Genomic DNA, 21,865 nt, shown 5'->3' with positions numbered 1-21,865 from the left:
GAGGTATATTACCATGCTGATTATCGATTCCAAAGATTGCGAAAACATTGACAAGGCCCTCAAGAAGTACAAGAAGAAGTTTGAGAAAGCGAAAGTGCTTGTACAACTCCGGGAGCGTCAGTCGTTCACCAAGCCTAGCATTAAGCGTCGGGCTCAGGTACTGAAGGCAGTCTACAAGCAGCAGATCGCCAGCGGCAAGATCGAATCTTAAGCGAAAGCCGATCATCATAGTGTGATGGGGATAGCAGCAAAGTATTAACTTAGCTGCTATCCCCTTTTTTATGTCTGTAACAGAAGACTTGTTCATCGCTGATTTTCTCCGTTACCTGCAATGGGAGAAACGCTATTCCCAACATACAGTAAACGCGTATAAGGTTGACCTGGAGACATTCCGGGAGTACCTGGTGAAGGAGTATGAAACGGCGCAATGGGAAGCGGTGACAACCTTCATGGCGCGTAGTTGGCTGTCTTCCATGCGGGAGGGGAGTGATCCATACGAGAACAGGTCGATTGCCCGCAAACTTTCTTCATTACGTTCCTTTTACAAATACCTGATGCGGAAAAAGGCGGTGAAAACTTCGCCTGTGGCCGTTATTACCGCGCCGAAGTCGGGGAGGAAACTTCCGGTTTATGTGGAAGAGAACCAGGCGGCAGTACTGATGCAGCAGATGCCGGCTGGCGGCGACTGGAAATCGAGGACGACAATACTGATCGTGGATCTGTTCTACCAGACGGGAATCCGGTTAAGTGAGCTGATCAATTTGCGGAAATCACAGGTTGATTATTATGCAAAGCACCTTCGCGTGCTGGGTAAGGGTAATAAGGAAAGAATCATTCCGCTCCATGCGGATATGCTAACTGCGATCAAGGCGTATGAGGCGGAAAAGGCGGTACAGGGCTGGGAGCAAGCTGATCAGGAGTACCTGTTACTGACAGAGAAAGGGAAACAGTTGTATTCGAAGTATGTTTACAATATCGTGAATCAATTGCTGAAGGAGAATGAGGCGACGCGGCATCTGGCTAAAAAAAGCCCGCATATATTGCGGCACACTTTTGCAACGCATTTACTGAACCAGGGGGCGGAGCTGAATGCGGTGAAGGAGTTGCTGGGGCATTCGAGTCTAGCGGCGACCCAGGTGTATACACACAATACCATCGGAAAGTTGAAGGACGTGCATAAAAAGGCCCATCCGAAGGGGTAAAAAATTAAAATAATTTACTGATTGTGAACGCTTTGTGAAAAGTAAAAAAGATGGGGGGCTTTCTTGGAAAATGGGGTTCATTATATTACCTTCATAATGAAACACCAATAGCCTATGAAAGTAATATTACTATCAAAGTTCTTTATTTATTGTTCACTGTTAAAACGTGATTGCTATGAACGTTAACATTCAGACTGTACATTTTGATGCAGATGTAAAACTAGTGGAGTATGTTTCCGCCAAATTGAACAAACTGGGAACATTTCATGACCGAATCATCAAAGTGGATGTTTTTTTGAAGCTGGACAACGTAGTGCATACCATTAAAGACAAGATTGCTGAGATCCGAGTTCACGTCCCCCGACACGATTTCTTCGTAAAAGCAAGTTCAAAATCATTTGAAGAGTCCTTTGATAGTGCATTGGATTCCCTCGTTAATCAGATAAAGAGAAAAAAAGAAAAACAATACGCCGGATAACGGCAAAAGACCTCCATCGGAGGTCTTTTTTTTTGCTGTTATGCAGAGCTGGATGGGCTTCAGCGGTTTTTATAAAAAAGTGAACCTAAAATTTTTGTATTTCTATAATTCTGTTACCTTTGCCATCCCGAAACAAAAAACGGGTAGTTCTTTGCGATAAATATTTTGCCACTTTAGCTCAGCTGGTAGAGCAACTGATTTGTAATCAGTAGGTCGTTGGTTCGATTCCGACAAGTGGCTCAGCATAATTCCGGGCAGGTTCCAGAGCGGCCAAATGGGGCGGACTGTAAATCCGCTGTCTTTCGACTTCAGAGGTTCGAATCCTCTCCTGCCCACACCATTCGCCGGAGCTATCACTGGCCAAAAAGCCGGGTGGTTAGAAGCGGAAGTAGCTCAATTGGTAGAGCGATAGCCTTCCAAGCTATAGGTTGCGAGTTCGAGACTCGTCTTCCGCTCCAATTATGTTTTGTGGTTTGCCGTTTAGGGTTTGAGGGTTGAGCACTCGATCTCGGGCCGTAAATGGCAAACCACAAATTTTTAAGCCGTTGTAGCTCAGTGGTAGAGCACTTCCTTGGTAAGGAAGAGGTCGAGAGTTCAATTCTCTTCAACGGCTCTACTGAGGACCTGGAGCCGGAAGTCGTTCCCTGAGGGGGAGGTATTCCGGCGGTTTTGGTAAATGAAAGTGTAGTCGGCAGCAGCGACGATCTGGTAATACAGTATCTTTGCAGCCGCCTTAATGATATGAAGTCCTTCGGGTCTTCCAGTTTTAAACCACAACTTAAAAACAAATAAAATGGCAAAAGAGACCTTTAAGAGGGAAAAGCCCCACGTTAACGTAGGTACTATTGGCCACGTTGACCACGGTAAAACCACTTTGACTGCCGCCATCACTTCCATTCTCGCAACGAAAGGATTGGCAACGGCTAAAAAGTACGATGAAATTGATGGCGCTCCTGAAGAAAAAGAGCGTGGTATCACCATCAATACTGCACACGTTGAATATCAGACAGCAAACCGTCACTATGCTCACGTTGACTGTCCTGGTCACGCTGACTATGTGAAGAACATGATTACCGGTGCTGCTCAGATGGACGGTGCCATCCTGGTTGTGGCTGCTACCGACGGTCCTATGCCTCAAACTAAAGAGCACATCCTGCTCGCCCGCCAGGTAGGTGTACCTAAGATCGTGGTATTCATGAACAAGGTTGACCTGGTTGATGATCCCGAACTGCTGGAACTCGTTGAAATGGAGATCCGTGACCTGCTGAGCTCTTATGGCTTTGACGGTGACAACACTCCGATCATCCAGGGTTCTGCTACCGGTGCTCTCGCTGGTGAAGACAAGTGGGTGAAGAAGATCGAGGAGCTGATGGACGCTGTTGACAGCTACATCCCCCTGCCTCCCCGTCCGGTGGATATGCCTTTCCTGATGTCAGTGGAAGACGTATTCTCTATCACTGGTCGTGGTACAGTGGCTACCGGTCGTATCGAGCGCGGCCGTATCAAAGTTGGTGAAGGTGTTGAGATCGTAGGTCTGATGCCTGCAGCGATGACTTCTACCGTAACTGGTGTGGAAATGTTCAAAAAACTCCTCGACGAAGGTGAAGCTGGTGACAACGCCGGTCTGCTCCTCCGTGGTATTGAGAAAAAAGATATCCGTCGTGGTATGGTAATCTGTAAGCCGGGTTCCATCACTCCGCACACTGAGTTCCGTGGTGAGGTTTACGTACTGAGCAAAGAAGAAGGTGGTCGTCACACGCCGTTCTTCAATAAGTATCGTCCCCAGTTCTATTTCCGTACAACTGACGTAACCGGTGAATGTACACTGGCTGAAGGTACAGAGATGGTAATGCCTGGTGACAATACCAACCTGAGAGTAACCCTGATCCAGCCGATCGCTATGGAAAAAGGTCTGAAATTCGCGATCCGCGAAGGTGGCCGTACCGTAGGTGCCGGACAGGTAACTGAGATCATTAAATAATTGAATCTCAATAAGTCAATAGGTAAAATTAAAAAGTAAAAAAAGGGAGAACATCCTGATTTTTACTTTTTAATTTTTACATTTGACATTCGTACACGGGCATAGTTCAATGGTAGAATAGAGGTCTCCAAAACCTTTGATACGGGTTCGAATCCTGTTGCCCGTGCCAGTTGATAATCATGAATAAGATAACAACATATTTCAGCGAGTCATACAAAGAGCTGGTAGAGAAAGTTACCTGGCCTTCCTGGCCACAACTGCAGCAATCCACCATTATCGTATTGGTGGCTACGCTGTTGATTACCCTCCTGGTAGGTGTGATGGACTTTGCTGCGAATTCTTTGCTTAACAATCTCATCTATCCACTCTTTAAGTAATGGAAGAAATCGTCAATCAACAGGAGACCAAATGGTACGTGCTGCGCGTGGTGAGCGGCAAGGAGCGGAAGGTGAAGGAGTACCTCGATAAAGAAATCAGCCGCGGTGGCTGGAGCGAGGTGGTAAAGCAGGTCTTTCTTCCGGTGGAAAAGGTATACAAGGTGCAGAACGGTAAAAAAGTAATGCGCGAGCGGAACTACTACCCCGGTTATGTAATGATTGAGATTGTAGAGGGTAAACTGGGAGATGACCTCCGGGACACCATCAAGAATACATCCAATGTTATTCACTTCCTGGGTAAGGACAATCCGATCGCCCTCCGTAAGGCAGAAGTGAATAAGATGCTGGGTAAGATGGATGAAATGAGCGAAGCAGGCGGTATGAGCATGAGCGAGCCATTCATCGTTGGAGAAACCATCAAGATCATCGAAGGACCATTCAATGATTTCAATGGTATCATTGAAGAGGTTAATGATGAAAAGAAGAAACTGAAAGTAACCGTGAAGATCTTCGGACGTTCAACACCTGTGGAATTGAACTACATGCAGGTGGAAAAAATCTCCTGATCAACGTGAATAAATTTGGAAAAAACCGCCAGATGGCGGTTTTTTTTATTCATTACATTGATAAATAAGGTGTTATCTAGTAGCTCAGGAATCAAAATGATTCATTTTACCCCTGGGTTACCTGGCCTTATACAATAGCCGACCTACAGCGATCCTACAGCCATCTCCCAGCAAACCCACCCTTTTGCTATAGGGGCGCTGTAGGATCGCTGTAGGTCGGCTATTCCCTGGTTATAGGTCCGGGCCATTAATGGCCAATATTTTTGGGACAGCTCAGGAAAAATTACTAGCTTTGCGTCCCCAATCGTTAGTTCTTGTTTGAATTGGATTTGGGAGCTCACTGCTCCGGCAACGGAAAAAGTGGGCGCTATCACCAAAAAATCTATTACAATGGCAAAAGAAATCACTGGTTTCGTAAAGCTGCAGTGTAAAGGCGGTCAAGCCAACCCTGCGCCTCCCATCGGTCCGGCACTTGGTTCCAAAGGATTAAACATCATGGAATTCTGTAAGCAGTTTAACGCACGGACACAGGACAAAGTGGGAAAAGTTCTCCCGGTTCTCATTACTGTTTATTCTGACAAGTCTTTTGATTTCGTTATCAAGACACCTCCTGCATCTGTACAGTTGCTGGAAGCTGCCAAACTGAAAGGTGGATCAAAAGAGCCTAACCGTTCAAAAGTTGGAAAAGTTACCTGGGCTCAGGTTGAAGCTATCGCGAAGGATAAAATGCCTGACCTGAACTGCTTTACCGTTGAAAGTGCCATGAAAATGGTAGCCGGTACAGCACGTAGCATGGGTATCACTGTTGAGGGTGTTGCTCCATGGGAAAATTAATTGTTGACTAACAAAAACTTTTGAGCAATGGCTATCACTAAAAAAAGAAAAGCAGTTAACCCTAAGGTTGATTCCAATAAATTGTATTCGCTGAAAGAAGCTTCTTCCCTCGTGAAAGAAGTGAATATCGCAAAATTTGATGCTTCTGTAGACCTGCACATCCGCCTCGGTGTTGATCCCAAGAAAGCGGATCAGGCAGTACGCGGAACCGTTACCCTTCCACACGGAACCGGTAAGACTAAAAAAGTTCTGGTTCTTTGTACTCCTGACAAAGAGAATGATGCAAAAGGCGCCGGTGCTGATTTTGTTGGCCTGGACGAATTCATCTCCAAGATCGAAGGCGGCTGGACCGACGTTGACGTTATCATCGCTACCCCCAGCGTGATGCCGAAGATCGGTAAGCTCGGTAAGGTTCTCGGTCCCCGTAACCTCATGCCGAACCCCAAGACCGGTACAGTAACCAATGATGTTGCTGCAGCAGTTAACGAAGTGAAAGGTGGTAAGATCGCTTTCAAGGTGGACAAAGCGGGTATTGTACACGCTTCTATCGGAAGGGTGAGCTTCAATCCCGACAAGATCGCCGAGAACAGCCAGGAACTGATCAATGCCCTGATCAAACTGAAACCCGCTACCGCAAAAGGTACTTACCTGAAAGGCGTTAGCATGGCCAGCAGCATGAGCCCCGGCATAACCATCGACACCAAAATCTTCATTCACTAAGCAGTAAAAATTTAGCGATATGACTAAAGAACAAAAACAAGAAGTGATTGAACTGCTGAAAGGCAAGTTCTCCCAATACAACAATTTCTATATTACCGATACAGAAAAACTTTCTGTTGACCAGGTTAGCAAACTTCGCCGGCATTGCTTCGACAAAAACGTCGAAATGAAAGTGGCCAAGAATACCCTGATCAAAAAGGCACTGGAATCAATCGACAGCACCAAATACAGCGGTATTTACGAAGCCCTGAACAATGTGACTGCATTGCTTTTCAGTGAGAACCCCAAAGAACCTGCACTGATCATTTCTTCTTTCCGTACAGAAAGCAAGGGTGACCGTCCAGTTCTGAAAGCAGCCTTCATCAACGGAGATGTATACGTTGGCGACGATCAGCTGAAAGCACTCACCAAGATCAAGACCAAGAACGAGCTCATTGGCGAAGTTATCGGTCTCCTGCAAGCTCCTGCACAGCGTGTTATCGCTGCATTGCTTGAGAAGGCAAAGAAAGAAGGTGGTGTTGAAGCTGCACCAGCTGAATAATTGTTTTTATACAAGAAAAAATTCCCCTGCCTGAGGGGATATATTTAGAATTTTTTTAAATACTGCCGTCGGAGCAACAGGCTGTGAAGACGGTAAAAATTTTAAACAATGGCAGACGTAAAAGTATTAGCTGAACAACTGGTTAGCCTCACTGTAAAAGAAGTACAGGAACTGGCTGATTTTCTGAAATCTGAGTATGGCATCGAGCCTGCAGCAGCAGCTGTAGTAGTTTCTGGTGATGCTGGTGGTGGCGCAGCCGCTGTAGAAGAAAAAACTGCTTTCAATGTAATCCTGAAGAGCGGTGGTGCTTCTAAACTGAACGTGGTTAAAATCGTAAAAGACCTGACTGGTCTTGGTCTGAAAGAAGCCAAAGAACTAGTTGACGGTGCTCCCAAAGCTGTAAAAGAAGGCGTATCTAAAGCTGAAGCTGACGATATCGCTAATAAGCTGAAAGAAGCAGGTGCTGACGTAGAAATCAACTAAGCACAATGTACTGCTGGAAACAGTGGTTCATAAATATTGGCCGCAAAGACTCGTCTTTGCGGCTTTTTTTATTTAAAGCCCCTTATTTTTTGAGCAGGTAAAGTGCATGTTGCTCGCCATAAAAATGATTATATATAAGCAGGTGCCTGAAGGTTGAAGTGGTGCCTTTACGGTAAAGCGCCTGCGGATGGATCTCCTGGTTTTTCAGAATAGATGCTGCCATCCAGAGTGCAAAGCCTGATGCTGTATCAAATTCTCCGCTGATATTTTTGAAGGTGGTGATATGGGTGTGATTCAATGACACAGACTCCAGCGCATCGTAATAGTGATCAAACCGGTTATCACCATTTCTACCTGATACCACAACATCCACATCTTCAATGGTCAGCTGGTTTTCTGTTAGCAGCGACTTCATGGCAGCTGCAACAGCTTCGTGGTCAGGCTCAAACAACAGCCGTAGTCCCCTGATTTCTGCCAGTGAATTTTCGGGCGCTGCCGACAATGTAAAAAAGAAGGTGCCTTCCCCGGCAATTGATCCGCTTGCGTCGGTATTGAACAGTGATTCCGGCGCTACTTTTTCCTTTCTCCAATAGCCCAGTTTATGCTTGATGGTAAAGTGCTGCGTTGTGATCTCTTCAAAAGAACCAACCAGGGCATTGCTGATCTGATGTTCCCTGATTTGCAGTATAGCATCCAGGATGGCATGTTCCAGTGAAAACCCACGGTGAACATAGGTCGTATTGTAACAGTCGACATCGTGATGAAGGCCGATCAGCCCATTCAGCGAATTGTATGTGCTTTGAATGAACGGGCTCGGGTTCAGTGTACCTTCTTCAAACTCGTCGATGCTTTTAAGAAATTTTTCTGTGTCGGTCAGGCTTCCTTTTCCGGTTCCGGTTATGATTGCCTCAGGTTTTTCAATTCCGGACTGACGTAGCGCTTCAATTGCAGTCACCAGTCCGGCCTTCGTCAGTTTGCTCATCCTGCGGAGCTGCATAATGGAGAAGTACTGGCGATAGTCCGGTTCGAGGAGGTTAAGTACGTTATTGCCGGTTGTTGCCAATGTATCCGGAATTGTGTCTTTGCGGAAGATGTCCTGTGCGCAAACCGCTGAAGCGGACTTCATGTAAATGATGTCTTTCATACTTTGCTGAACAGGAGGCTGGCGTTATTTCCTCCGAAGCCGAATGAATTACTTAAAATATGTTTAAGGCCTTTTCCGGTGTGGACTTCCGTAACGGGTACGACGGGTGCGGCAGCAATAGGTTGCCCGAAATTAAGTACGGGATAGATTTCATCCTCCTGCAGGTTCAGCACGGAAAAAACTGCCTCTATGGCACCGGCTGCGGCAAGGGTGTGTCCAGTATAACATTTGGTGGAGGAGAACGCCGGCATATTTTCTCCGAAAAGTTTCTGCAGCGCCATGGCTTCAGCAATATCATTGTTAAGCGTCGCTGTTCCATGTGCATTGACATAGGAGATATCATCCGGGTGCAGTCCGGCTTTTTTGATGGCGCCCTGCATGGCTGCCAGTGCACCCAGTCCCTCCGGAGAAGGAGCAGTGGGATGGAAGGCTTCATTATAGTTGCAGAATCCGCTTAATAAGGCGAGTGGCTGTCTGCCCGAACGCTTCAGCTGTTGTTCGCTTTCGAGAACAAGATAGGCAGCGCCTTCGCCCAGGTTGAGGCCATTCCGGTTCTCATCGAAAGGACGGCAGGGTTGCGCGTCTACATTTTTCAGACTGTTGAAACCATTGAGGGTGAAGCGGGCAAGTGTATCGGTGCCTCCGCAGACTGCTGAATCAATCAGACCGTTGCTGATCAGCCGCGCTGCATACATGATGGCGTTGGCTGAAGAAGAGCAGGCTGTACTGATGGTCGTGATATAACTTTTCAGGCCAAAGATCCTGGCCAGCGATTCTGTACCCTGCGAACAATCGAGCGAATCACCAAGTTCGTTATTCAGAATGGGCTTTGCAGGGTCAATCAGGTTGGAATAGATATTTTCCACGTCAGACATGCCGCCGACGCTGGTGGCATTGATAAAACCCATCTGCGGATCAATATCTGCGGCTTTGATCCCCCCAAGCGCAGCTTTCATGGCATGCAGTGCGAGTAAAACCTGTCTTCCGGCAGGTTGGTGCTGTTGCAGCCCGGCGGCACTCCATAACGCATCATTGCTGAAAGGAACTTCTCCAAGTGGCAGCCGTTCCGTTAACCTGCTTTGCAGCCAGCGCGCCTGTCCGATACCGGACCTTTTTGCCAGTAGTGCCGACCGGTTCGCTTCAATTCCTATCCCCAGGGCACTGACAATGCCCATCCCGGTGACATATATTTTTTGCACAATTACTTTTTTCTGTTCGCCTGGATATAGTCGGCCATCACATTGATTGACTCAAACACCCTCCGGCCTTCACGGGGATCTTCGATCTTGATCCCATAATGACGCTCCATCAATACGATGAGTTCGAGTGAATCTATACTGTCGAGTCCAAGGCCTTCACCAAACAAGGGAGCCGCGTCGTCTATCTCTTCAGGTTCCATGCCCTGCAGATTAAGGGCTTCAATGATCTGCGATTTAAGAGAACGTTTGAAATCTTCCATGAAGGCCGTTTGTTTTAGGATGGCCAAAAATAGCCATATTTATCATTTGACGGAATTAGTTATCTTGGGCCGCTAGAAAAACAGACATGTCTTTGAATATCCTGGTCCTGTACTATACACAGAGCGGACAGTTGAAGCAGATCCTCGACAATATGCTGTCGCCGCTGGAAGGAAAAGCAAGAATCGATTTTGTATCTTATAAACCTGTGGATGATTTTCCCTTCCCATGGACCAGTGATCAGTTCTTTGATGCGATGCCGGAATGTGTGAAAGAAATCTCCGTTCCGCTTCAGCCCTTCACGATTCCGGACATTCCTTATGACCTTGTTATCCTGGGATACCAACCCTGGTTCCTTTCTCCGTCAGTGCCTACCACCAGCTTCCTCCAGAGCAGCCAGGCCGCGGCGTTGAAAGGAAAGCCGGTGATCACCGTGGTCGGTTCACGCAATATGTGGCTGAATGCCCAGGAACGTGTAAAAGGCGCACTGAACAGGATCGGTGCAAGGCATGTGGGTAATATTGTACTCGCAGACACCAATCACAATCTCATATCGCTGTTTACCATTATCCGGTGGACCTTCACCGGTCAGAAAGAAGCAGGGCGCTTTTTGCCTGAGGCGGGAGTGCAGACAAAAGATATCAATGCATCCGGTCGCTTCGGAAATATAATTTATAATAATGCGTTGTCTGGTGGTTATGATCGGTTGCAACCCGAATTACTGGAAGCCGGAGCCGTGTCCCTGAAACCAACGCTGATCGTATTGGAAAAAAGAGGGATCACCAACTTCAGAAAATTCGCCACTTATATCAGGGAAAAAGGCGAAAGGGGAAATCCGGAAAGGATGAGCAGGGTACGGTTGTTTAAAAGATTGCTGCTGACTGGTATATTTGTACTTTCCCCCGTTTCCGGACTGACTGCCAAACTCGAAAGCCTGTTCAAAAAGAAAAGCTTTAAGAGGCAGCTGGACTATTTCCGGGGAGTAAAGTTTCAGCAGGATGTAATTTAGTAGGACATAGTAATATTGCATTAGAAAAATCAGAAACAATTATGGGAGATGTGTTTGTTACCAGGCTGTCGAAGTTCTTACCCAATGATCCGGTTAGCAATGAAGAGATAGAACTTTACCTCGGCATGGTGGATAATAAGCCTTCCAGGGCTAAGGTGAAGATTTTGAGCAACAATAAAATTGAGCGCAGATATTACGCCATTGACGAAGCCGGGAAGTCCACTCACTCCAATGCACAACTGGCGGCGAAGGCTATTGAGGGGTTGTTCGATGAAAAGATCACAAAAAACGATATAGAACTGCTCACGGGAGGAACCATGTCTCCCGAGCAATTGCTGCCGAGCCATACCGCCATGGTGCATGGCGAACTGGGGTGCCCGCCGGTGGAGATCGCGTCTATCAGCAGTTCCTGTGCGAGCGGATTTCAGGCTATGAAATATGCGTGGCTGTCAGTGAAAGGCGGTGAGAAAAACAATGCGGTCTCCTTTGCTTCTGAAAAGGTTTCCACCTGGTTGCGGCACGACAAATTTGATGCGGAAACAGAAAAACTGAAAGAGCTTGACGCCAACCCCATGATCGCTTTCGAAAAGGAGTTCATGAGGTGGATGTTAAGCGATGGGGCTGCCGCTGCCTTATTGCAGGACAAACCCAATGAAGAAGGAATTTCCCTGAGGATCGATTTCATTGACGTAAAATCCTATGCCAATGAAATTGCCACCTGTATGTATAATGGTGCGGTCAGAAGCCCGAACGGCAACCTGACAGGCTTCCCGGATTACAAACCTGAAGACTGGGCACACCAGAGTATATTTTCCTTTAAACAGGATACAAGACTCCTGGGAGTGAAGATTGTTCCGACCGGCGGCATCTTCATGAAAGAAGTGTTTGAAAAGCATCAGCTTTCCCCGGAAAAGATTACCTGGTTCCTTCCCCATCTTTCTTCTGAATATTTCAGGGAGATCATTGTTAAGGAACAGGACCGGATTGGGCTCCATATCCCGCAGGAAAAATGGTTCACCAACCTGACCAGGGTTGGAAATGTAGGCAGCGTATCCCCATACCTGATGCTGGAGGAAATGTTCCATTCCGGAAAGTTGAAAAAAGGTGATACATTGCTGCTGATGATCCCGGAGAGCGCGCGCTTTACCTATATCTACGCACATTTCACCGTAGTATAAACTTATGGAAAAAGACCAGGTTCCACAGGACAAGAAAATCATTCACGGAGAAGATAACAGCCTGGTAAAAGTGCTGTACGTAACCGATAAGAACGGTAAATACGGTACCACCCAATACACGGGCTGGGAAGCCGAAAACCTTGCCCTGAGCCAGGCCTGGGACGATATCGACGAAAAGATCGAAATCACCAGGCAGCGCGTGTTGAAGGGTGAGCTCAGCCCGATCGCGTATTACATGGAAAAAAGCCTGATGGACCTTCCGACACTGGCAAAGTACGTTGGTCTTTGGAAATTCCGGGTGAAACGTCACCTGCGACCGTCCATCTTTAAAAAATTATCAGACAACATCATCCAACGGTATGCCGGGGTATTCAATATTTCACCGGATGACCTCAAGCATAGCCGCATAGTTCCATGATCATCGACAATTTCAAGCATCAGCAATCTGCCCATTGCGAGAGTGGTGTTACACTCAGCCTTTTAAATCATTATGGCCTCCCGGCACTTACTGAACCATTGGTTTTTGGTATTGGCGCGGGACTGTTTTTCGGTCATCTTCCTTTTGTAAAAGTGAATGGTGTACCCGGCACCACGTTTCGCATCTGGCCCGGATATATTTTCAAAAGAGTATGCAGTGAATTGGGGGTTAAGATGCAGGTACAATCATTTTCGCGGCCCGAGAAAGGCATGGCTGCGCTGGATGAGGCGCTGCAACGGCAACAGCCGGTAGGGATGCAAAGCAGCGTTTATTTCCTGAATTATTTTCCTCCGGCATGGCGTTTTCATTTCAATGCGCACAACCTGATCGCCTACGGAAAAGATGGCAATGAATATCTCATCAGTGATCCGGTGATGGAAAGCATTACCAGGATCCCGTCTGATGAATTACAGAAAGCCCGGTTCGCCAAAGGTTTTCCCGCTCCCAATGGCAAAATGTATTTCCCCGTGCAGACAGGCAAAGGGCACAGCATTGAAACTGCCATACAGAACGGTATGAAAAAGACCTGTTTTTTCATGCTGAAATCGCCCCCGCCTTTTTTTGGTCACCATGGCATCCGCTTTCTCGGCAAAAAAGTTGCTGCCTATCCGCAGAAGCTGGAACCCCGGAAAGCAGCCCTGTTCCTCGGAAATATTATCCGGATGCAGGAAGAAATAGGTACTGGCGGTGGCGGATTCCGGTTTCTGTATGCGGCATTTCTCCAGGAAGCTGCAACTATTCTTAACCGGCCGGATTTGCAGGAACTGTCCCAGGAAATGACCGTTATTGGCGACACGTGGCGAAACTTTGCCTATGCAGCGGCCCGGGTGATGAAAGACCGCACAGGTAATCTTTCCACTTACCAGGAGCTTGGCGGTATGCTTGGCAACCTGGCCGACCTGGAGAAAGATTTTTTCACGCGGCTGAAGAAGACGCTTTAACTGCTGGTCATGTTACGTATCAGCAATCTCCACAAGACTTACCTGAAAGCAGTGGAACCCACACTGCGGGGATTATCGCTGGAGTTCCCGAGGCCAACCATTGCAGGGTTGCTGGGCCCTAACGGGGCCGGTAAAACGACCACCATTTCAATATTATGTGGCCTGGTCAGGCCCGATTCGGGAACGGTAGAGGTGCTTGGTGCAGATATCCGGACTGACCTGGAAAGGATAAAAAAAAGGATAGGAGTAGTACCCCAATCCATTGCTTTATACCCGCCATTAAGCGTGCGGGAAAACCTCGAATATATAGGGGCGCTTTACAAGATACCCGGCACCATCCTGCAGCAACGGATCAGGCATTTCCTTCAGTTGTTCGGGCTGGACCATACCGGCAGTAAAGCCATTCGCTATTTTTCGGGTGGTATGAAGCGGAGGGCTAATATTATTGCATCCCTTCTTCATGAACCGGAATTGCTGGTACTGGACGAACCAACCGCCGGAGTGGATGTGCAGAGCCGGAACCTCATTCTTCAGTTTCTTGAAGACTATCACGGGCAAGGCCATTCGATCATTTATACCTCTCATCTGCTGGAAGAAGCGCAGCAGCTTTGCAGGGAGGTGGCCATTATGGATCATGGACAGCTGGTGGTTCAGGGTGACCCCAGGCTGCTCATGAAGGACCATGGATTTTCCAGCCTGGAACAGGTATTTCTACATTTAACAGGTATTTCCCTGCGCGACTGACCATGAAAAAGATCATCGCTACATTTTGGAATGAATGCCGGCTGTTTATCCGGGATATTACAGGTATGGTATTGCTGTTCCTGATGCCCCTGGGACTAACCATCATCATGGCGTTGATCCAGGACGCCCCTTTCCGCGAATACCAGCATATCCGTTTTGAAATTCTCTGGCTGGATGCAGATAAAGGGCAGCTTGCGGAAAACCTGCGGGAAGGTTTGGAAGAGACTGGTCAGTTCAGACTGATAGATTCGCTGGATGGGCGGCCGCTTGACACGGTTGCGGTAAAGGCTGCCATCCAGGGAGGGCGGTATAAGATCGGGATCATCGTTCCCCGTTCTATTTCTGCAGAAGTAGTCAACAGCGCCAACCAGGTCGCCAATGAACTGGGTAAGTCGCTTGGGGCCGCCGGGAAGTTGCCGGAGCGGCCGACGCGGCAGGCTACAGTGGAAATATATTTCGATCCCGTGACCAAGCAGGCCATGAAATCGGCACTTTTGAATGCGCTGGACAAACAGCTGACCAAGGTTCAGGCAGAAATGATCCTGGGGCGGCTTTCCAGGAAGATGGAAGACCTTGACAGTACCGGGGTAAGCCAGTTTAACCTGGAAGAGAAATTACAGGCCGTCCGGCTGCGCGAGTTTGCTGCCGGTTCCCGGAAAGGGCCGCAGTTGTCGAGCAATTCTGTACAACATAACGTTCCCGCCTGGGCGATTTTCGGGCTGTTCTTCATCATTGTGCCGATTTCGGGTAATATGATCCGGGAAAGAGAGGAGGGGAGCCTGATGCGGATCAGGATGGTTCCCGGTTCGTACCTGTCCATCCTGGCGGGCAAACTGTTGTTTTATGTGTTGTTGGGAACGGCACAATTTTATATGATGCTGGTAGCCGGGCTGCTGATCCTGCCGCATCTCGGCCTGCCGGCGTTGGTCATGGGCCAGGCGCCCGCCGCGCTGCTGGTGACGGCACTGGCCATTGCCATTACCGCCACGGCTTACGGACTTCTTGTTGGAGCGGTGTTTCAAACGCCCAATCAGGCCTTGCCCTTTGGTGCGATTTCTATAGTGATTCTATCGGCGATCGGAGGTATTTGGGTGCCTGTGGAAATCCTTCCACCCGGCCTTCAGCAACTCGCCAAAGCTTCACCCATGTATTGGGCACTGGATGCCATCAATGATCTTTTCCTGCGACATGGCAATCTCAAAACAGTGGCAACCCACATGGGTATCCTAAGTATTTTCTCCGCTTGCTTTCTCTTCATTGCCGGCTGGATTGAAAACTACCGGAAGAAGTAGACTTTCCGACAATTTTATTAGTCCCCCGAACTTTATCATGGCTACCCGTAAATTGGGCATTCATTTACAATTAATTATGCCTGAGTAGATAACTTTCGGAAATTTTAATTACACTTTTGTTAAATTTTAATAAAGTCTTCTTAACTTGTCAACCATTCTCAAAAAGAAGCCAACCAAGACGCGCTGAGTATGGATAAAATCGGTCTGCTGAAAAAAGGGATCCTGAAACATCTTTACTTCAACAAGCAACTGTCGAGTGCCGATTTGAGTGAAAAGCTATCGAAGAGTTTGCCTGTTGTTCTGAAGTTGTTGAACGAACTGATCCGTGACGGAGAAGTTATGGAGTTGGGGTATGCTCCCAGCACCGGCGGACGCCGTCCCATGCTGTATACCCTCCAGAAAAACGTGCGTTACGTGCTCACAGTGGCCATGGATCAGGTTTTCACGAAGATCGGCCTCATGAATATGGAGCATGAATTTGTGAAGCCAGTCCGCCGTTATGACCTCCGGCTGGCAGATAACCCAGAAGCCCTCTCGGGGCTGGAAGCGCTTATCCAGGATTATATCAAGATAAATCATATTGATGGGGCAACCATTGCCGGTATAGGAATCGGTATGCCCGGGTTTGTGGATGTGGAGAAGGGCATCAATTATTCGTTTATCCCCTCTGGCGAACACAGTATTGCTGAATTCCTGGAGGAGCGGCTGAACCTTCCCGTTTATATTGACAACGATTCCAGCCTGGTCGCCTTATCCGAGTACCGGTTCGGGGCTGCCCGCAAGCGGAAAAATGTGATGGTGGTCAATATGAGCTGGGGGGTGGGACTTGGCATTATCATCAAGGGGGAATTGTTCCGTGGCAATAATGGATTCGCCGGGGAGTTCAGCCATATTCCCATTTTTACGAGCAATAAGCTCTGCAGCTGCGGCAAAACCGGCTGCCTCGAGACTGAGGCCTCTTTACTGGTGTTGATTGAAAAGGCTAAAGAAGGTATCAGAAATGGAAAAACCACCAACCTGCGCCACCTTTCTGATACGAATCCCGAAGAGGCCTATGAGTCCATTGTTTCAATGGCGCTGAAAGGTGACAAATTCTGCATAGAAATCATTTCTGAGATCGGTTACAATATCGGACGCGGTCTCGCCATATTGATCCATATCCTGAACCCTGAACTGATCATTTTGAGTGGCCGTGGTGCGAGCGCCGGAAAACTCTGGCGCGCACCGATTCAACAGGCGATTAACGAGCACAGCATTCCCCGATTGGCAGAGCACACTGAAATTGAAATTTCCACTGTTGGCGCGCGCGATGAACTGTTGGGTGCGGCGGCACTGGTAATGGAAAATTTCGGTAAGGATAGGAGAAAGAAGAAATCGAAAGGAACCGGGATCGAACTCATCTGAACCCTAAGGAAGTAGAATTAGTAAATATCATAAACACAACTGCAATGAAAAGAACGACTGTTCGAATGCTGCTACTGTTGTTGCTGAGCGTAACATCTGCTTACGTTTTCGCACAGCAAAAGAAGACGGTTACAGGTACCGTCCGGGACGATAAGGGCAATCCGCTCAGCGGAGTGACCTTTGTAATTAAAGGAACCAGAACTGGTGGCGTTACCGATAACTCCGGTAACTACCTGATCACCCTCGACAAAGATGCTACACTCGTATTCAGTGGTGTAGGTTTCAAATCACAGGAGATTTCTACTTCAGGCAGATCTGAACTGCCGATCGTAATGGCATCCAACGCCAAAGATCTTGATGAAGTAGTAGTAACCGGATTCGGTACCCGGAAACAAACCAGGAAGCTGGCATCTTCTGTGACGGAGATCAAAGGTGACGAGATCGTTCGTGCAAACAATGCCAACGTATTGAATGCTTTACAGGGTAAAGTTGCCGGTGTGAGCATTCAACAGGGAGCGAGTGGTCCACAATCCAGTTCCCGGATTCGTATCCGTGGTAACACGTCTATCACCGGAAACAACAACACTCCGTTGATCGTAATGGATGGTATCCTTATCGAGCCTGGAACTACCGGAAACGATTCCTGGGGTGAAAACCCGGATTTCGGAAACATCATGAAAAACCTGAACTCTGATGATTTCGAAAGTGTTTCTGTATTGAAAGGTGCATCAGCGAGTGCTTTGTATGGTTCAAAAGCCCAGAATGGTGTACTGCTGATCACTACCAAAAAAGGACGTGCACGTAAGGGCCTTGGTCTCAATGTTTCACATTCTGAGATGTATGATAATGCTTACAAGTTCCTTGATCTGCAAAACGAATATGGTGGTGGTATTTACCCTACTTTCGAAAAAGATGCCAATGGTGTTGAGATAGTTGATCCGATTTCAAATATCAATGTGGGCGGTTATTCCTTTGGTCCCAAGTTTGATGGCCGTACCGTGAAAGAACTTGATGGCCGCATGATCAAATGGGAAGCCAACGACCCGCTGGATTATTTTCAGACTGGTAAGTTTATCAATACCAATGTTGCAGTAGAAGGTGGAAATGAACGTACAACGTTTCGTTTTTCTTACAGTAATCTGTACACCAATAGCATCATGCCCAACAACGATATGAAACGGAACAGCTTCACGTTCAGGGCCACTCACAAGATATCCAATGCAGTAAATATCGATGCCAGTGTTAACTATGTGAACACGAAGTCTTATAATCCCATTCGTCAGGGTAGCCGGAACAACCCGCTGTTCGCTTTTACTTATTATATGCCACGGCATGTTGACATAATGTACTATAATAGCCATTACACGAATCCTGCAGGCGGTGCATTAAGCAGTGTTGATCCTGATATCAATGACCCATACCGTTTGGGTAGCTTGTTTTTCACTCTTAATGAAGACAATCGCGAAAAGACAGAGACCAATTTGCTTGCCAACGTGGATCTTTCTGTTAAGTTGAACTCCTGGCTCGATGTATTGGTACGCGCGAACACCAATTATTATGCTGACAACTATGAGCGGAAATTCCTTGGTAATGGTGTTGGCTTCACCGGAGGCAATTACCAGTTGACAAGTTCAGATTATCAGACATTCAGGATACAGGCCTTGCTTAATGGTAACAAGCAACTTACTGATGATTTCTCCACAACTTTCTCCCTGGGTGGTGAAACTTATCAGAATGTTGGCGGATTCTATAATAATGCCCAAACTGATGGTGGTTTGAAAATTCCAGGCCAGTTTTCCATCAGCAATTCTGTTAATCCTGCTACCACGGATGCATACCCTACAAAAACCGCGAAAAGAACAGACGCCCTTTATCTGTATGGTGATGTTAGCTGGAGAAATATGCTTACACTCAGCGTGAGTGGTCGCAACGACTGGTCTTCAACTTTGACCTATGCTGACGGACACGGTAATTATACTTACTTCTATCCAAGTGTTGGCTTGGCCTGGATTTTCACCGAATTACCGGCAGTTAAGAATTTCCAAGCGCTATCTTATGGTAAATTAAGAGGTGCCCTTTCATGGACTGGTCTGGATGCCGATCCGCAGGTTACAAATAATACAGGTTACTATGGACTGGTGGGAACTTTTAACAGCACAACTGGCAATCAGTCAGTTTACGGCTGGAATGGTTCAACACTTGGTAACCAGGATCTGAAAAATCAGCTGACCCGTGAAATTGAGATTGGCGCAGACCTCCGTTTTTTCAGCAATCGCCTGGGTATTGACTTCGCCTGGTACAAGAAAAACACCTATAACCAAATCTTCGAACTGAATACTCCCAGTGAAAGTGGAATCACTAAACGGCTGGTTAATGGCGGAAACGTAGAAAACACGGGTATAGAAATCTTGTTGACTACAGTTCCGGTGCGGACGAAAGATCTGACCTGGAATGCAAACTTCACCTTCACCCGTAACCGTAACAAGATCATCGAGATTGCACCTGGTGTTCCTTCAATTGATCTCGAACTTGCCTTTGGTGCAGACGTTGTAGCCAAAGCCGTAGCAGGTGGTGGCTGGGGGGATGTTGAAACCGGATTTGGGTATGCTTATTATCAGAAAAAGGATGCTGATGGCAAACCCATCGATCACCCCTCTAATGGTCAGAAAGTGATCGGAACATCCAGTTCCGGTACCGGTGGTTACTATACTTATATGCGCTCACAGGATTATGACCAATCCAAACGGATACTCGGAAACATCCTGGAAGATTTCCTTGCAGGAACAACACAAACCGTTAATTATAAGAATTTCTTCCTGAATGTTCAGATCGATGCGAAGATTGGTGGCCTGATGGCGTCAGCCACACACCAATACGGTTCAGCTAACGGCTCATTCGCCAATTCACTCTTTGGCCGTGACGAAGCTTCTGGCGGTGTTACTTATACAGATGCCAATGGTGTGGTTCGTCATGACGGAATTATTCCGGAAGGTGTTATGAAGGATGGAATTACAGCGACCAATTCAGCTGGCCAAACGGTTGACCTGGGTGGTATGACCTATAAAGAGGCTTATGATCAGGGATTGCTGAAAGCCATTCCGGCGTATCACTACTACGAGAACCTGTCTCAGTGGTCATCTGGTATCCGCGAGTATTCCATCTTCGAGAATTCCTGGGTTGCTTTACGCGAAGTGTCCATCGGATACAGCTTTCCAGCCAGAATGATCAACAAAATCAAATGTAATAACCTGCGGGTATCCCTCGTGGGAAGAAACCTGACTTATTTGTACCGTACTACAGAAGGTGGCGTTAACCCAGAAAGTATCTACAGCAACCGCTCAGCGGCATTTGCTGAATACGGCGGATATCCTTTCGTAAGAAGCCTCGGATTTAACGTTAATGCAGCGTTCTAATAATAATATCAAATTTTTGAAGAAATGAAACGAGCTAATAAACTATATAAGTATTTTTTACTAGGCGCTGCAATAACGTTTATAGCAGCTTCCTGTAAAAAAGAAGCGTTCGTAGAAGAGAACATTTCTCCGACAACTATTTACGAACTAAAACCCGAAGACCAGTTCCTGCGAGCTTCTACCAGTGTGGTCAATGATTTTGAGTACTATTATGATGTTTATCGCAGGCTTAATGGTTGGCTACAGTATACTACAGAAGCCGCTGGAAACGGATCCGGTTTTACAGAACCGGGAGCGCAGTTCAACTATCGTTATGGACGATTTTTTGGTGATGTAGGTTATGCAGTTGTCGATGCTCTCAAAATAATCGAGAGCCTGCCTGAAGATCAAAAAGCTTCCTATACGAATATTAAGGCGATCAGCGAAATCTTGTTTGCTTATTATGGTTTTTACGTGAGCGACATCAATGGCAGCATACCCTTTAGCGAGGCCTTCCAGGCCCGTTACGGTGGAACGCTTACCCCGGTTTATGATGACCAGCAAGCGATCTTTTCCCAGGCTGATGCCCTTATCAAGGGTGCAGTAGCAGCGTTGGAGGCTAACGCGGGTGATCAGGTTGCTTTGGGTAGGAATGATCCATTTTTTGGCGGTGACGTAACCCGGTGGATTCGTACCGGAAACGCGCTTCGGTTAAAAATTGCACTGAGGTTGATGAAAGCTGATCCAGGCACCCTGACCACTATTGCGAACGAGGTGCTGGCTGATCCGATGCAAATGGAGTCAATAGCAGATTCATGGATGTTAAAAGTTGGGCCCACTTTCGCTGATGCCGGTGGCAACTTCAATCCCACTGGATTTGCAGCAGGCCGTCCGGTGCTGGAGTTCATGAAAGAAAATGAAGATCCACGTCTCCGCATGTTCTACCGCACCAACAAAGACGGCGAATATGTAGGAAGTTTTACCAGCCCAGACGATGCACAACTTGCAGCTAACCGTCCACTGTATTCTACGCCGGACACACTGTCCCAATTGCAACACCGCATGTTTACACCAAACTATGCGTATAACGGTGGCGATCCTGGAAAGGGTACCGGATTTTATCCCTTGTTGACCTATGCAGAATATTGCTTTATCCGTGCAGATCTGGCTGCCCGTAATATCGCAGGATCAGATGCTGAAACCTGGTACAAGAATGGCGTGTATGCATCAATTGATCTTTACAATCAGCAAGCCAGGCTGGCAGAGGTTCCCGATTATGTGCCAGTAACCGAAGGTGAAAAGGACGCTTATTACGCCAAAGCTGACGTTAAGTTTGATGCAGCCAAAGCAACCGAACTGATCGCCGTACAAGCTTATCTGGATTTCTTCCGGAATCCATTTGAAGGCTGGGCATGGTGGAAGCGGACAGGTTTCCCCAATTCTACATCTGTATTGCCCTGGACGGTATTAAAGAGCAACGGAGCAGTCCTGCCACTGGCCAGAAGAGCTTCCCTTCAGATTTTGCCAACCACAAGCCTTCTGTATGAAAATCAGGCAGCGGCATATTCAGAAATGGCTCAGGATCCAAACTTTGGGCAGACACCAAGCGACGCCTTCGGCCGTGTTTGGTGGGATAAACCCTAA

22 protein-coding genes and 5 tRNA genes are annotated in these 21,865 nt (G+C 47.3%); 24 read left to right on the top strand and 3 right to left on the bottom strand.

Annotated elements, in window-relative coordinates:
* The first annotated feature begins 13 nt into the window (after positions 1 to 13).
* The 15 genes from rpsU to rplL all read left to right on the top strand — a co-directional run bounded on the left by rpsU (position 14) and on the right by rplL (position 7,182).
* The gene (gene rpsU / locus FPE01S_RS01055) at positions 14 to 211 is read left to right on the top strand and encodes a 30S ribosomal protein S21 (protein WP_046367099.1); all 198 of its coding nucleotides are present in this window, start codon (positions 14 to 16) and stop codon (positions 209 to 211) included.
* 70 nt (positions 212 to 281) lie between these two features.
* The gene (locus FPE01S_RS01050) at positions 282 to 1,202 is read left to right on the top strand and encodes a tyrosine-type recombinase/integrase (protein ID WP_046367098.1); all 921 of its coding nucleotides are present in this window, start codon (positions 282 to 284) and stop codon (positions 1,200 to 1,202) included.
* A 175-nt stretch (positions 1,203 to 1,377) separates the two neighbouring features.
* Positions 1,378 to 1,680 (top strand): ribosome hibernation-promoting factor, HPF/YfiA family, encoded by a 303-nt coding sequence (gene hpf / locus FPE01S_RS01045; protein WP_046367097.1) that lies wholly within the window; start codon positions 1,378 to 1,380, stop codon positions 1,678 to 1,680.
* 167 nt (positions 1,681 to 1,847) lie between these two features.
* Positions 1,848 to 1,920 (top strand) — tRNA-Thr (locus FPE01S_RS01040).
* A 12-nt stretch (positions 1,921 to 1,932) separates the two neighbouring features.
* Positions 1,933 to 2,015 (top strand) — tRNA-Tyr (locus FPE01S_RS01035).
* A gap of 47 nt (positions 2,016 to 2,062) precedes the next feature.
* Positions 2,063 to 2,138 (top strand) — tRNA-Gly (locus FPE01S_RS01030).
* 83 nt (positions 2,139 to 2,221) lie between these two features.
* A tRNA-Thr gene (locus tag FPE01S_RS01025) sits at positions 2,222 to 2,293 on the top strand.
* Between the two features lie 180 nt (positions 2,294 to 2,473).
* The gene (tuf, locus tag FPE01S_RS01020; protein WP_046367096.1) at positions 2,474 to 3,661 is read left to right on the top strand and encodes an elongation factor Tu; all 1,188 of its coding nucleotides are present in this window, start codon (positions 2,474 to 2,476) and stop codon (positions 3,659 to 3,661) included.
* A gap of 95 nt (positions 3,662 to 3,756) precedes the next feature.
* A tRNA-Trp gene (locus FPE01S_RS01015) sits at positions 3,757 to 3,830 on the top strand.
* 10 nt (positions 3,831 to 3,840) lie between these two features.
* Complete coding sequence (secE, locus tag FPE01S_RS01010; protein ID WP_046367095.1) at positions 3,841 to 4,038, top strand: preprotein translocase subunit SecE; 198 nt, start codon at positions 3,841 to 3,843, stop codon at positions 4,036 to 4,038.
* Positions 4,038 to 4,604, top strand: a complete 567-nt coding sequence (nusG, locus tag FPE01S_RS01005; protein WP_046367094.1) for a transcription termination/antitermination protein NusG — start codon at positions 4,038 to 4,040, stop codon at positions 4,602 to 4,604. The genes secE and nusG overlap by 1 nt, the downstream gene beginning before the upstream one ends.
* A 390-nt stretch (positions 4,605 to 4,994) precedes the next feature.
* The gene (gene rplK / locus FPE01S_RS01000) at positions 4,995 to 5,438 is read left to right on the top strand and encodes a 50S ribosomal protein L11 (RefSeq protein ID WP_046368523.1); all 444 of its coding nucleotides are present in this window, start codon (positions 4,995 to 4,997) and stop codon (positions 5,436 to 5,438) included.
* A gap of 27 nt (positions 5,439 to 5,465) precedes the next feature.
* Positions 5,466 to 6,158 carry a 50S ribosomal protein L1 gene (gene rplA, locus FPE01S_RS00995; RefSeq protein WP_046367093.1) on the top strand — a complete coding sequence of 231 codons (693 nt, stop codon included), beginning with the start codon at positions 5,466 to 5,468 and terminating at the stop codon, positions 6,156 to 6,158.
* Between the two features lie 19 nt (positions 6,159 to 6,177).
* Complete coding sequence (rplJ, locus tag FPE01S_RS00990; RefSeq protein ID WP_046367092.1) at positions 6,178 to 6,699, top strand: 50S ribosomal protein L10; 522 nt, start codon at positions 6,178 to 6,180, stop codon at positions 6,697 to 6,699.
* A gap of 108 nt (positions 6,700 to 6,807) precedes the next feature.
* Positions 6,808 to 7,182: a 50S ribosomal protein L7/L12 gene (gene rplL, locus FPE01S_RS00985; protein ID WP_046367091.1), complete on the top strand. Its 375-nt coding sequence runs from the start codon at positions 6,808 to 6,810 to the stop codon at positions 7,180 to 7,182.
* A gap of 82 nt (positions 7,183 to 7,264) precedes the next feature.
* Here the strand turns inward: rplL and FPE01S_RS00980 are convergent, their stop codons facing one another.
* From FPE01S_RS00980 to FPE01S_RS00970, 3 genes are read right to left on the bottom strand one after another with little or no spacing between them, the layout of a single operon-like run.
* Positions 7,265 to 8,326 carry a beta-ketoacyl synthase chain length factor gene (locus FPE01S_RS00980; RefSeq protein WP_046367090.1) on the bottom strand — a complete coding sequence of 354 codons (1,062 nt, stop codon included), beginning with the start codon at positions 8,324 to 8,326 and terminating at the stop codon, positions 7,265 to 7,267.
* Entirely contained in the window at positions 8,323 to 9,525 is a 1,203-nt protein-coding gene (locus FPE01S_RS00975; protein ID WP_072053932.1) for a beta-ketoacyl-[acyl-carrier-protein] synthase family protein, read from the bottom strand. The genes FPE01S_RS00980 and FPE01S_RS00975 overlap by 4 nt, the downstream gene beginning before the upstream one ends.
* Positions 9,526 to 9,527: 2 nt before the next feature.
* Positions 9,528 to 9,785, bottom strand: a complete 258-nt coding sequence (locus FPE01S_RS00970) for a phosphopantetheine-binding protein (RefSeq protein WP_046367088.1) — start codon at positions 9,783 to 9,785, stop codon at positions 9,528 to 9,530.
* An 86-nt stretch (positions 9,786 to 9,871) separates the two neighbouring features.
* Between FPE01S_RS00970 and FPE01S_RS00965 the strand changes: the two genes are divergently transcribed.
* From FPE01S_RS00965 to FPE01S_RS00925, 9 genes are all read left to right on the top strand, one after another.
* Entirely contained in the window at positions 9,872 to 10,792 is a 921-nt protein-coding gene (locus tag FPE01S_RS00965; RefSeq protein WP_046367087.1) for a hypothetical protein, read from the top strand.
* A gap of 41 nt (positions 10,793 to 10,833) precedes the next feature.
* The gene (darB, locus tag FPE01S_RS00960) at positions 10,834 to 11,970 is read left to right on the top strand and encodes a dialkylresorcinol biosynthesis protein DarB (RefSeq protein WP_046367086.1); all 1,137 of its coding nucleotides are present in this window, start codon (positions 10,834 to 10,836) and stop codon (positions 11,968 to 11,970) included.
* 4 nt (positions 11,971 to 11,974) lie between these two features.
* Positions 11,975 to 12,388 carry a flexirubin biosynthesis protein DarG gene (gene DarG / locus FPE01S_RS00955; protein WP_046367085.1) on the top strand — a complete coding sequence of 138 codons (414 nt, stop codon included), beginning with the start codon at positions 11,975 to 11,977 and terminating at the stop codon, positions 12,386 to 12,388.
* On the top strand, positions 12,385 to 13,389 hold the full coding sequence (gene darH / locus FPE01S_RS00950) for a BtrH-related acyltransferase DarH (RefSeq protein WP_046367084.1): 1,005 nt from the start codon (positions 12,385 to 12,387) through the stop codon (positions 13,387 to 13,389). Before DarG ends, darH begins: the two co-directional genes overlap by 4 nt.
* A gap of 9 nt (positions 13,390 to 13,398) precedes the next feature.
* Positions 13,399 to 14,133 carry an ABC transporter ATP-binding protein gene (locus FPE01S_RS00945; RefSeq protein ID WP_046367083.1) on the top strand — a complete coding sequence of 245 codons (735 nt, stop codon included), beginning with the start codon at positions 13,399 to 13,401 and terminating at the stop codon, positions 14,131 to 14,133.
* Between the two features lie 2 nt (positions 14,134 to 14,135).
* A complete protein-coding gene (locus FPE01S_RS00940) occupies positions 14,136 to 15,425 on the top strand; it encodes an ABC transporter permease (RefSeq protein ID WP_046367082.1) in 1,290 nt (429 codons plus the stop codon).
* Positions 15,426 to 15,614: 189 nt separating this feature from the next.
* On the top strand, positions 15,615 to 16,829 hold the full coding sequence (locus tag FPE01S_RS00935; RefSeq protein WP_046367081.1) for an ROK family protein: 1,215 nt from the start codon (positions 15,615 to 15,617) through the stop codon (positions 16,827 to 16,829).
* A gap of 44 nt (positions 16,830 to 16,873) precedes the next feature.
* Positions 16,874 to 20,242, top strand: coding sequence for a SusC/RagA family TonB-linked outer membrane protein (locus FPE01S_RS00930; RefSeq protein WP_217998156.1), 3,369 nt, complete (start codon positions 16,874 to 16,876; stop codon positions 20,240 to 20,242).
* A gap of 24 nt (positions 20,243 to 20,266) precedes the next feature.
* Positions 20,267 to 21,865, top strand: a complete 1,599-nt coding sequence (locus tag FPE01S_RS00925; RefSeq protein ID WP_046367080.1) for a SusD/RagB family nutrient-binding outer membrane lipoprotein — start codon at positions 20,267 to 20,269, stop codon at positions 21,863 to 21,865.

It is taken from the genome of Flavihumibacter petaseus NBRC 106054, assembly GCF_000974785.1.
Taxonomy (GTDB): Bacteria; Bacteroidota; Bacteroidia; order Chitinophagales; family Chitinophagaceae; genus Flavihumibacter; species Flavihumibacter petaseus.
Note: the sequence above shows the minus strand (reverse complement) of the source record. Positions and strands in the feature narration are given on the sequence as shown.

Coding starts and splice junctions, on each gene's coding strand:
- rpsU (WP_046367099.1), top strand. CDS start 14: ATGCTGATTATCGATTCCAAAGATTGCGAAAACATTGACAAGGCCCTC.
- FPE01S_RS01050 (WP_046367098.1), top strand. CDS start 282: ATGTCTGTAACAGAAGACTTGTTCATCGCTGATTTTCTCCGTTACCTG.
- hpf (WP_046367097.1), top strand. CDS start 1,378: ATGAACGTTAACATTCAGACTGTACATTTTGATGCAGATGTAAAACTA.
- tuf (WP_046367096.1), top strand. CDS start 2,474: ATGGCAAAAGAGACCTTTAAGAGGGAAAAGCCCCACGTTAACGTAGGT.
- secE (WP_046367095.1), top strand. CDS start 3,841: ATGAATAAGATAACAACATATTTCAGCGAGTCATACAAAGAGCTGGTA.
- nusG (WP_046367094.1), top strand. CDS start 4,038: ATGGAAGAAATCGTCAATCAACAGGAGACCAAATGGTACGTGCTGCGC.
- rplK (WP_046368523.1), top strand. CDS start 4,995: ATGGCAAAAGAAATCACTGGTTTCGTAAAGCTGCAGTGTAAAGGCGGT.
- rplA (WP_046367093.1), top strand. CDS start 5,466: ATGGCTATCACTAAAAAAAGAAAAGCAGTTAACCCTAAGGTTGATTCC.
- rplJ (WP_046367092.1), top strand. CDS start 6,178: ATGACTAAAGAACAAAAACAAGAAGTGATTGAACTGCTGAAAGGCAAG.
- rplL (WP_046367091.1), top strand. CDS start 6,808: ATGGCAGACGTAAAAGTATTAGCTGAACAACTGGTTAGCCTCACTGTA.
- FPE01S_RS00980 (WP_046367090.1), bottom strand. CDS start 8,326: ATGAAAGACATCATTTACATGAAGTCCGCTTCAGCGGTTTGCGCACAG.
- FPE01S_RS00970 (WP_046367088.1), bottom strand. CDS start 9,785: ATGGAAGATTTCAAACGTTCTCTTAAATCGCAGATCATTGAAGCCCTT.
- FPE01S_RS00965 (WP_046367087.1), top strand. CDS start 9,872: ATGTCTTTGAATATCCTGGTCCTGTACTATACACAGAGCGGACAGTTG.
- darB (WP_046367086.1), top strand. CDS start 10,834: ATGGGAGATGTGTTTGTTACCAGGCTGTCGAAGTTCTTACCCAATGAT.
- DarG (WP_046367085.1), top strand. CDS start 11,975: ATGGAAAAAGACCAGGTTCCACAGGACAAGAAAATCATTCACGGAGAA.
- darH (WP_046367084.1), top strand. CDS start 12,385: ATGATCATCGACAATTTCAAGCATCAGCAATCTGCCCATTGCGAGAGT.
- FPE01S_RS00945 (WP_046367083.1), top strand. CDS start 13,399: ATGTTACGTATCAGCAATCTCCACAAGACTTACCTGAAAGCAGTGGAA.
- FPE01S_RS00940 (WP_046367082.1), top strand. CDS start 14,136: ATGAAAAAGATCATCGCTACATTTTGGAATGAATGCCGGCTGTTTATC.
- FPE01S_RS00935 (WP_046367081.1), top strand. CDS start 15,615: ATGGATAAAATCGGTCTGCTGAAAAAAGGGATCCTGAAACATCTTTAC.
- FPE01S_RS00930 (WP_217998156.1), top strand. CDS start 16,874: ATGAAAAGAACGACTGTTCGAATGCTGCTACTGTTGTTGCTGAGCGTA.
- FPE01S_RS00925 (WP_046367080.1), top strand. CDS start 20,267: ATGAAACGAGCTAATAAACTATATAAGTATTTTTTACTAGGCGCTGCA.